Raw genomic sequence first — 8,633 nt, forward strand, 5'->3', positions numbered from 1 at the left:
AGGATGAAGACGGAACAACCATATATGCCGGCGTATTTATTGGACAAAGTTAGCGCAATGAATAAACTATCGCTTCAAATAATTAATAAAGCAATTCAAACACTTGCTATATACAAAGGGTCTTATCCGCAATGAAATTTCTTATCGTAGACGATAGCCGTGCCATGCAAGTTATTGTTAAACGTGGCCTAGAACAGCTGGGTTATAGCGACAATGAATACAAGACGGCAAATAACGGAAAAGATGCGCTTAATATAGCCAAAGACTGGACGCCTGACCTAATTCTATGTGACTGGCATATGCCGGAAATGACAGGAATTCAGCTGCTGCAATTATTGAATAAATTGGAACTACCCAGCAACATCGGGTTTGTCACCTCAGAAACCTCTGAGAGCCGTTTAAAAGAAGCGAAAGAAATGGGTGCATGTTTCATTGTAAACAAGCCCTTTACCGATGAAGATTTGCATAAAGCAGTTCTGCCTATCCTCCAAGGCGCAATAGAAGGTGAGGATGCTTTAAAGCAAGATACAGCCGTAACTTGCGACAAAGGCATCACACTACCTACGGCAGCCGCATTCGATAAAGCCATTAATGCGGTCACCAGCTCTTCGGTTAAACTCACCGAAAAAACAACCGAGCCACTCAATTACGAGCACCTTCCCTTCATTACAGGTATTTACGCGATATCAGGCACCTCGTCTATTCGTAGTATCTGCGTACTCGATCTTGAAGCAAGCTGTTTTTTGGGTTCCGCTCTGCATAACCTGCCGGTTGAAGATGCGCTTGACTCAATACAGAAAAAGGCAATCCCAAAGCAGCTTCTCGAAAACTGCGGCATGGTACTCAAGGTAATTTCGGTTCTATTCTTCGACCAAAAAAGTGGCACGGACCTAAAGCTGGAAAACTTCCACCTGATCGCCAAACCATTCGATAAACTAGATGCGTTAAGTCGAAAAGGCGGTAACCAGCGCATGGATTTTGAGCTCTGTATAGATGGTTATGGGAAGGGCCGAATGTCGGTGATCGCAGTTAATCGCTAAGTTAGTTATCTATTCCGTTCATTTGTCTGGACCTTATATTTAACCTCGCTCCCTTACTCAATCTATTATCACCTTATACACTCCTATCACCTTGGGGGTATAAAGTTGATTAGGGTCAACTGCCCTGCTTTTCTTCGTTTCTCTTCGCTACAGATCACTGTATTAATGTTCGCAACGTCAATGGCTTACATTAAATATTGGATCTACAGACGAGATGAAATACCCTTTTGATGGAACAAGCTTTTCCCTTAGGAATTTGTATCTATTAGTTTCCTGTCTATTTATCTGCCTTATCGGCAGCCCTGCTTTTTCTGCCGGGCTTGATATCACGCCAATTAAAGCCCCTCTTCCCTTTATCCAAGAGGCTTTCCCGAATGCCAGCTCGATTTCTGAAAAAACTGGCGACCCTCAAATCAAAACGATTTTCCAAGACGAGCAAGTCATTGGCTACGCCTTTGAAACAGATGATGTCGCGCGTATTCCTGCCTACTCCGGTGAACCCGTCAATACACTTGTGACGTTGGATACTCAAGGAACAATCATTTCTGCCAATGTTCTGGAACATCATGAACCTATCTTGCTGGTAGGAATTCCAGAGCAAGATTTATGTGACTTTACGGACCAATACCAAGGGCTAAAAGTTAACACCAAGGTAAAAGTCGGCACGGGAACAGAAGAGAACACCGAGTATCTCGATGGCGTATCCGGTGCAACCGTCACTGTGATGGTGATGAACATGGGGATTATTCGCGCCGCCAACGAAGTGGCGATCGCGCATGGCATCATCGAAGCCTCTGAATTTGCCTCACAGGCTGCGGCCACGATTAATCAAGAAGTCTACCAGCCTTCCGACTGGCAGACCCTGACAGGCAACGGTGCGATCCGACGTTTCCATTTGAACAATTCCAAAGTCGATGATGCTTTCATGGCAACTGAAGCTGCGGACCAGGCAGCCCCGCTTGAAGAAAAAGAAGACACTTTTGTCGATCTATATTATACGCAATTGAATATCCCGACAGTCGGCCGTTCACTCTTAGGTGACGGTGAATATGAATGGATGATGGAGCAACTAAAGCCCGGCGAGCATGTAATAGGTTTACTCGGAAACGGCTATTCCTTTAAAGGCTCTGGCTATGTTCGCGGAGGAATATTTGACCGAATCGTCATTCACCAAGGTAAAAATGAGTTCAGCTTCAGGGATACCGAACAATACCGAATTAACGACCTATATGCTGCGGGTACGCCGCACTTTAAAGAAATGTCGCTGTTCATTGTCAGCGAGCATCATAAGTTTGACCCCGGACAACCCTGGCAAGTCGAGCTACTTATTCGCCGCCAGACAGGCCCTATTGAAGGCGTCTTTACCAGTTTTAAACCAGAGTATGCCGCACTCGAAGAGTTTTTAATTAGGCCTGAACCGCCAGAAATCTAAGAAGAAAAAGCGCTATGGGAACAGGTTTGGGAAGATAAGAGTACGGCAACGAAACTGCTGGTCTTCAGCATGTTGGTTCTCACCCTTGTATTATTCATACAAGATTGGTTAGTTAAGTTCCCTCGCTTTATGCACTATTTCAGAATTGGCTTCCTTCTTTATACAGTAGGGTTTATTGGCTGGTACTGTAAGGGACAGCTGTCCGTTGTCAATGTACTTACCTTCGTTCAATCGCTGATGAACGACTTCAACTGGGAAACCTTCCTCCTCGACCCGATTATTTTTGTACTTTGGGTTTTTGTCGCTGCCACAGTCTTAATGTGGGGCCGAGGTGTTTACTGCGGCTGGTTGTGCCCCTTCGGTGCCTTGCAAGAGCTGATAGGCGAAATCGCGATGAAGCTACGCATTCCTCAGCTACATATTCCTTTTGTTATTCATGAGCGTTTATGGGCGATTAAATACCTAATTTTGCTAGCTTTGTTTGGCTTATCACTGGAGTCCCTGGCTGTCGCAGAAACCTATGCCGAAGTGGAGCCTTTCAAAACAACTTTCCTGCTGCGCTTCGATCGCGATTGGCCCTTCATTCTTTACGCGGCCGGGCTTCTGGTTACGTCAATATTTAATCGTAAGTTCTATTGCCGCTACGTCTGCCCAATGGGTGCAGCCATTGCTATTCCTTCTTTCGCTCGCCTCTTCGACTGGCTAAAACGCCGAAAAGAATGCGGCAAGCCCTGCCAGCTTTGTGCCCAAGAGTGTGAGATCGGAGCGATTGCTCCTACTGGTGAGATTAATATGCGCGAATGCCACTACTGCCTCGATTGTCAGATGACTTATCACAGTAAAGAGAAATGCCCACCACTTGCCAAAAAATACCGCAAAGCAACGAAAGAAGCGCCTGTCGAGCCGGTTCGTATTGTCAACCAAGGAGGCTCATAAGATTCGAATACAAAAGAAAAACACACAATAAAAGCAATTAAAGAATTAGCAGTACAAACAACGAAGTAAGAAGTTCTCTATCACAACCAGGAACAACTTGGAGATCATTATGACCGACATAAATAAGGAAAACCCTGTCGACCGCCACGTCGATGATAGTCCTGAAAAAGAAGGCATGAGCCGTCGTAAATTTATTGGTGCAACCACTTTAGTCGGTGGTGCAGGTGTTGCTGCGTCAACACTTACCGCATCCATGTTTTCAGAACTTGCTCAGGCAAAAACGGCCGAGAAAATGGCTGCTAGCGCCCATGTAGGGCCAGGTGAGCTCGACGAATATTACGGCTTTTGGAGTGGAGGTCACTCAGGTGAAGTTCGCATACTTGGCCTACCTTCAATGCGTGAGCTAATGCGTATTCCGGTATTCAACCATGAAAGCGCGACTGGCTGGGGTCAGACCAACGAAAGTAAAGCAGTCATGGGTGAATCTGCCAAGTACTTTAACGGTGATGCACATCACCCTCATATGAGTATGCAAGATGGCCGCTATGACGGTAAGTATGTTTTCATCAACGATAAAGCAAATACTCGTGTAGCACGTATCCGCTGCGACATTATGAAAGCCGATAAGATGATCGACGTTCCAAATGTACAGGCGATCCATGGTTTAAGGGTTCAGAAAGTACCTCATACCAAATATATATTCTGTAACGGTGAATATGAAATTCCATTACCGAATGACGGACGTGATTTGGATGACCCTAGTAAATATTTCTCCATGTTCAACGTCATTGACGCTGAGAAGATGGAAATGGCTTTCCAGGTCATTGTTGATGGCAACCTTGATAATACCGATGCCGACTACGACGGTCGTTTCGCTGCATCAACCTGCTATAACTCTGAAAACGGCGTAACGCTACCTGAAATGATTTCAGCTGAGCGTGACCATGTTGTTGTATTTGATATTCCAGCGCTTGAGAAAGCGGTTCAGAACGGTGACTTCAAGACAATCGGCGATTCCAAAGTACCTGTAATCAATGGCCGTAAAGGTTCCAAATATACTCGCTATATTCCGGTACCCAAGAGTCCTCATGGCTTGAACACTTCACCAAACGGTGAATACTTTGTGGCTAACGGTAAGCTTTCACCAACCGTTTCAGTGATTGCGATCAAGAAGCTGGCTTCACTATTTGATGATAAGATCAAACCTCGCGATACCATCGTTGCAGAGCCAGAGCTGGGCTTAGGGCCGCTTCATACAGCCTTTGACGGACGCGGTAATGCTTATACAACCGTCTTTATCGATAGTCAGGTGGTTAAGTGGAACGTGGAAGATGCGATCAAAGCTTATCAAGACAAGAAAGTTAATTACATTCGCCAAAAGCTGGATGTTCATTATCAGCCAGGTCACCTTCACACCACCATGGGTGAAACCCGTGATGCTGATGGCAAATACCTAGTCTGTCTCTGTAAGTTCTCTAAAGACCGATTCTTACCGACGGGCCCACTTCGTGCCGAAAATGATCAGTTAATCGATATCTCCGGCGATGAAATGAAGCTGATTCACGACGGCCCGACCTTTGCTGAGCCTCACGATTGTATGATCGTTCATCGAAGCAAAGTGAAGCCAAGCAAAATCTGGAAGCGTGATGACCCCTTCTTCGCTGAAACCGTTGCTCAAGCAAAGAAAGATGGTGTAAATCTTGAAATGGACAACAAGATTATTCGCAAGGGTAACAAAGTGACGGTTTATATGACCTCGGTTGCACCAAACTTTGGCCTGAACAAATTTACCGTTAAGCAAGGCGATGAAGTCACCATGGTGATCACTAACCTTGATATGGTAGAAGACGTAACTCATGGTTTCTGTATGGTCAACCATGGCGTCAGTATGGAAATTGGCCCTCAGCAAACCCAGTCAGTGACCTTTACCGCCGACAAGGTTGGCGTACAATGGTTCTACTGTCACTGGTTCTGCCATGCACTGCATATGGAAATGCGTGGCCGAATGTTAGTCGAAGCTTAAACCCTTTAAGCTTTAGCTAACTGCTAAAGGCGAAAAAGAAGTACAAGATGTCACAACCATCTCGAATACTGCTGGAAACACAGCAGAACAAACAGAAGCACAGTGCGTATATCCTTATGCTGTGCCTCTGTACCTGTCTGATAGTGGTGGCATCTCTTTTATCCTCTTCAGCCTATGCTCAAGAGATAAGGATTAATTCTCAGCTAGACCTACAAGCTGTTCTCGATAATGCCTCTCGAGGCGATACGATAGTCCTCTCTCCCGGTGTTTACGCCGGTAACTTTGTTATTCGACAGAGTCTCACTATTCAAGGTGAAAAGGGCGCTATCATCAACGCCCAAGGCATGCATGACGGGATTCGAATAAAAGCTCCACATGTCACCATTGAAAATCTGACAATAGAAAACTGGGGCGATGATTTAACGGCAATGAATGCCGGCATCTTTATTGAAAAATCGGCACAAAATACAACCATCAAGAATAACCTGCTTCATGGTGATACTAGCGGTATTTGGTTAGATAAATGCGATGGTGCAAAAATTATCAACAATAAAATAAGCGGTAACGAGCAGATGCGCTCAACCGACCGAGGCAATGGTATTCATCTATCCGTTGCGACCAATACCGAGGTTCGTGGCAACGAAATCTGGCATACCCGTGACGGAATTTACATTATTTCTAGCCAGAACAACCTGCTCACTGAAAACCATATGCACGACCTTCGCTACGGGGTTCATTACATGTACTCCCACAGCAATACCGTCACCAAAAACAAAGCGGTACGAACCCGTGCAGGCTATGCGCTCATGCAATCCAGAAGTCTCACTGTCAATCATAACCAGTCACTCGATAGTGAAGACTACGGCATCTTATTAAACTTTATTACCTATTCCACCTTAACTAACAACACGATTGATGGCGTGCGTCAAAGTGAGGCACGTCACGTTGAGGGTGCCGATGGTAAGGGCTTCTTTATTTATAACTCGCTGCACAACAAAATTCTAGACAATGACGTGAGTAATGCAGAAATCGGTATTCACCTGACAGCAGGTTCCGAGAACAATATTATTGCTAAAAACACCTTTATCAAAAACCAGACTCAAGTGAAATACGTCGCGACCCGCAAACAAGAATGGAGCCTCGACGCCCAAGGTAATTACTGGAGCGACTATTTAGGCTGGGATATGAACAATGATCAAATTGGCGATACCTACTTCGAACCCAATGACAGTATCGACAAGCTACTATGGAAGTTTCCTCAGGCAAAAATGCTAATGGATAGCCCTGCAGTATTGTTACTACGTTATATCCAAAAACAATTCCCGGTACTTAAATCGCCTGGGGTAAGAGATAGTTTCCCTCTCATGACACCGCCCGCTCGTAAGGTAGCCAGCCCATGACGTCCCCTTCTTCTGACCTTGTTGTTAAGCTTGACTCAGTCTCCAAACATTATGGCGAGCTAAAAGCACTCGAGGCAATCAATCTGGACTTGCCTCCAGGCGAAGTGCTTGGCTTGTTTGGTCATAACGGCGCTGGCAAAAGTACGCTGATGAAAATCATCCTGGGCGTGCTTGAGCCTTGTCAAGGCGAAGTACTAACCCTTGGCCAGTCACCTCGAGACAAAAAAGCTCACCACATTCGCCAGAAGTTTGGTTATCTACCCGAAAATGTTAGCTTTTATGATCACCTAAGCGGGCGCGATATACTCACTTACTTCGCCAAACTTAAAGGCTTTAAAAAGAACGAGGCTGAACGGTTACTTGAGAGTGTTGGCCTTCAAGCTGCAGCAAATCGAGCAGTCAAAACCTACTTTAAAGGTATGAGGCAGCGCCTTGGTTTGGCGCAAGCACTGCTAGGCAAACCTAAACTATTATTACTGGATGAGCCCACCGTTGGCTTAGACCCTATCGCAACCGATTATTTTTATCGTACGGTAGACGAACTACGAAGCGATGGTTGCGCAGTGATTCTTTGTTCTCATGTTCTCCCTGGTGTTGAAGCGCATATCGACAGAGCTATGATACTAGGTGGCGGGAAGCAATTAGCCTTGGGTAATCTTGAAACGCTTCGCCAGCAAAGCGAGCTGCCTATCGAGATCAAAGCGCATGGCTTAGCAGCGAATGAAATTCCCAGCGAACTCATGCAGTATCAAAATGCGGTCGCCTGTGCGGCTGGCCAGCAATCTCTGCTTGTGCCGACGAAAGATAAAATGTCCGCCCTTAGAACACTCTCGGGAAATACAAGCATCAGCGACCTGGAGATCAAGCAACCTTCCTTGCAGGAAATATACAGCCACTTTATTCGCAAGGGAGAGCAATAAATATGGATAAAATACTAACTGTCGCCTCAAAAGAATTTAAAGATGGCTTCCGCAATCGCTGGACTTTGGCGATCACGGTAATCTTCGCCATTCTATCTTTAGGGCTTACGTATTTTGGCGCGGCTGCCTCAGGTAGTATCGGCTTTGCCTCGCTCAACTCAACCTTAATTAGTCTGGCAAGTCTGGCCGTTATCCTGATTCCCTTGATCGCATTGATGATCGCCTACAACGCCTTCGTAGGAGAATATGAACAAGGCACCATGCTACTCCTGCTCACCTACCCCCTCAGTCGACGCGATATGTTGATTGGCAAATTTCTGGGCCAAGGAAGTATCATCGCGATCTCCTCCCTGCTTGGTTTTAGTACTGCTGCAGCAGCCATTATCTTCAGCAGCGAGGTGGAAACCCTAGAAGTTCTCAATGCATTTTTCTGGTTTATTCTATCGGCGACACTACTTGGCTGGGTTTTTATTGCCATCGCCTATGTTATTAGTCTTAGCGTAGAAGAGAAATCGCGTGCCGCGGGCCTGGCTTTGGTCACCTGGTTTTTCTTTGTACTGGTATTCGACTTGGCTTTACTCGCTATTTTAGTCGCCAGTAACGGCGTTTTTCAAGGTAGTTGTCGCCTGAGCATTTAAGCTGCTTGTTTTTCCTTCTCCGGGTTCAACTTAACGTCACCCACTTTCTCCCAGTTCCGCGTAGCTTTTGACCACCTTATTTGGTTCTTTCTTTTCATCTTGCGATAAAGCTCATCCCTCTTCGATAATATTTCTTCATCCAGACCTAAGTGCCTTTGCTCTGGGGTAACAAAGTTAATTCGACTATGCCGGTGCTCTGTGTTGTACCAAGTGACAAACTCTTTCACCCAAGTTCTTGCTTCAT

7 protein-coding genes and 1 pseudogene are annotated in these 8,633 nt (G+C 45.7%); 7 read left to right on the top strand and 1 reads right to left on the bottom strand.

What is annotated here, in order from left to right; translation table 11 throughout:
• The first annotated feature begins 131 nt into the window (after positions 1-131).
• From A3763_RS12100 to A3763_RS12125, 7 genes are all read left to right on the top strand, one after another.
• On the top strand, positions 132-1,040 hold the full coding sequence (locus tag A3763_RS12100) for a response regulator (protein WP_068507629.1): 909 nt from the start codon (positions 132-134) through the stop codon (positions 1,038-1,040).
• A 214-nt stretch (positions 1,041-1,254) separates the two neighbouring features.
• Positions 1,255-2,472 (top strand): FMN-binding protein, encoded by a 1,218-nt coding sequence (locus tag A3763_RS28625; RefSeq protein WP_068552894.1) that lies wholly within the window; start codon positions 1,255-1,257, stop codon positions 2,470-2,472.
• 69 nt (positions 2,473-2,541) lie between these two features.
• Positions 2,542-3,408 carry a 4Fe-4S binding protein gene (locus A3763_RS28630; protein WP_068764603.1) on the top strand — a complete coding sequence of 289 codons (867 nt, stop codon included), beginning with the start codon at positions 2,542-2,544 and terminating at the stop codon, positions 3,406-3,408.
• Between the two features lie 109 nt (positions 3,409-3,517).
• Complete coding sequence (gene nosZ / locus A3763_RS12110; RefSeq protein WP_068507631.1) at positions 3,518-5,431, top strand: TAT-dependent nitrous-oxide reductase; 1,914 nt, start codon at positions 3,518-3,520, stop codon at positions 5,429-5,431.
• Positions 5,432-5,478: 47 nt separating this feature from the next.
• Complete coding sequence (locus tag A3763_RS12115) at positions 5,479-6,831, top strand: nitrous oxide reductase family maturation protein NosD (RefSeq protein WP_068507633.1); 1,353 nt, start codon at positions 5,479-5,481, stop codon at positions 6,829-6,831.
• On the top strand, positions 6,828-7,751 hold the full coding sequence (locus A3763_RS12120) for an ABC transporter ATP-binding protein (protein ID WP_068507636.1): 924 nt from the start codon (positions 6,828-6,830) through the stop codon (positions 7,749-7,751). The genes A3763_RS12115 and A3763_RS12120 overlap by 4 nt, the downstream gene beginning before the upstream one ends.
• 2 nt (positions 7,752-7,753) lie before the next feature.
• On the top strand, positions 7,754-8,389 hold the full coding sequence (locus A3763_RS12125; protein WP_068633592.1) for an ABC transporter permease: 636 nt from the start codon (positions 7,754-7,756) through the stop codon (positions 8,387-8,389).
• Here A3763_RS12125 and A3763_RS12130 read toward each other — a convergent pair.
• Positions 8,386-8,633, bottom strand: a pseudogene (locus tag A3763_RS12130) (IS3 family transposase); the annotation flags it as partial. The gene A3763_RS12125 and the pseudogene A3763_RS12130 sit on opposite strands and share 4 nt — an antisense overlap.

This window comes from Oleiphilus sp. HI0128, assembly GCF_001635365.1.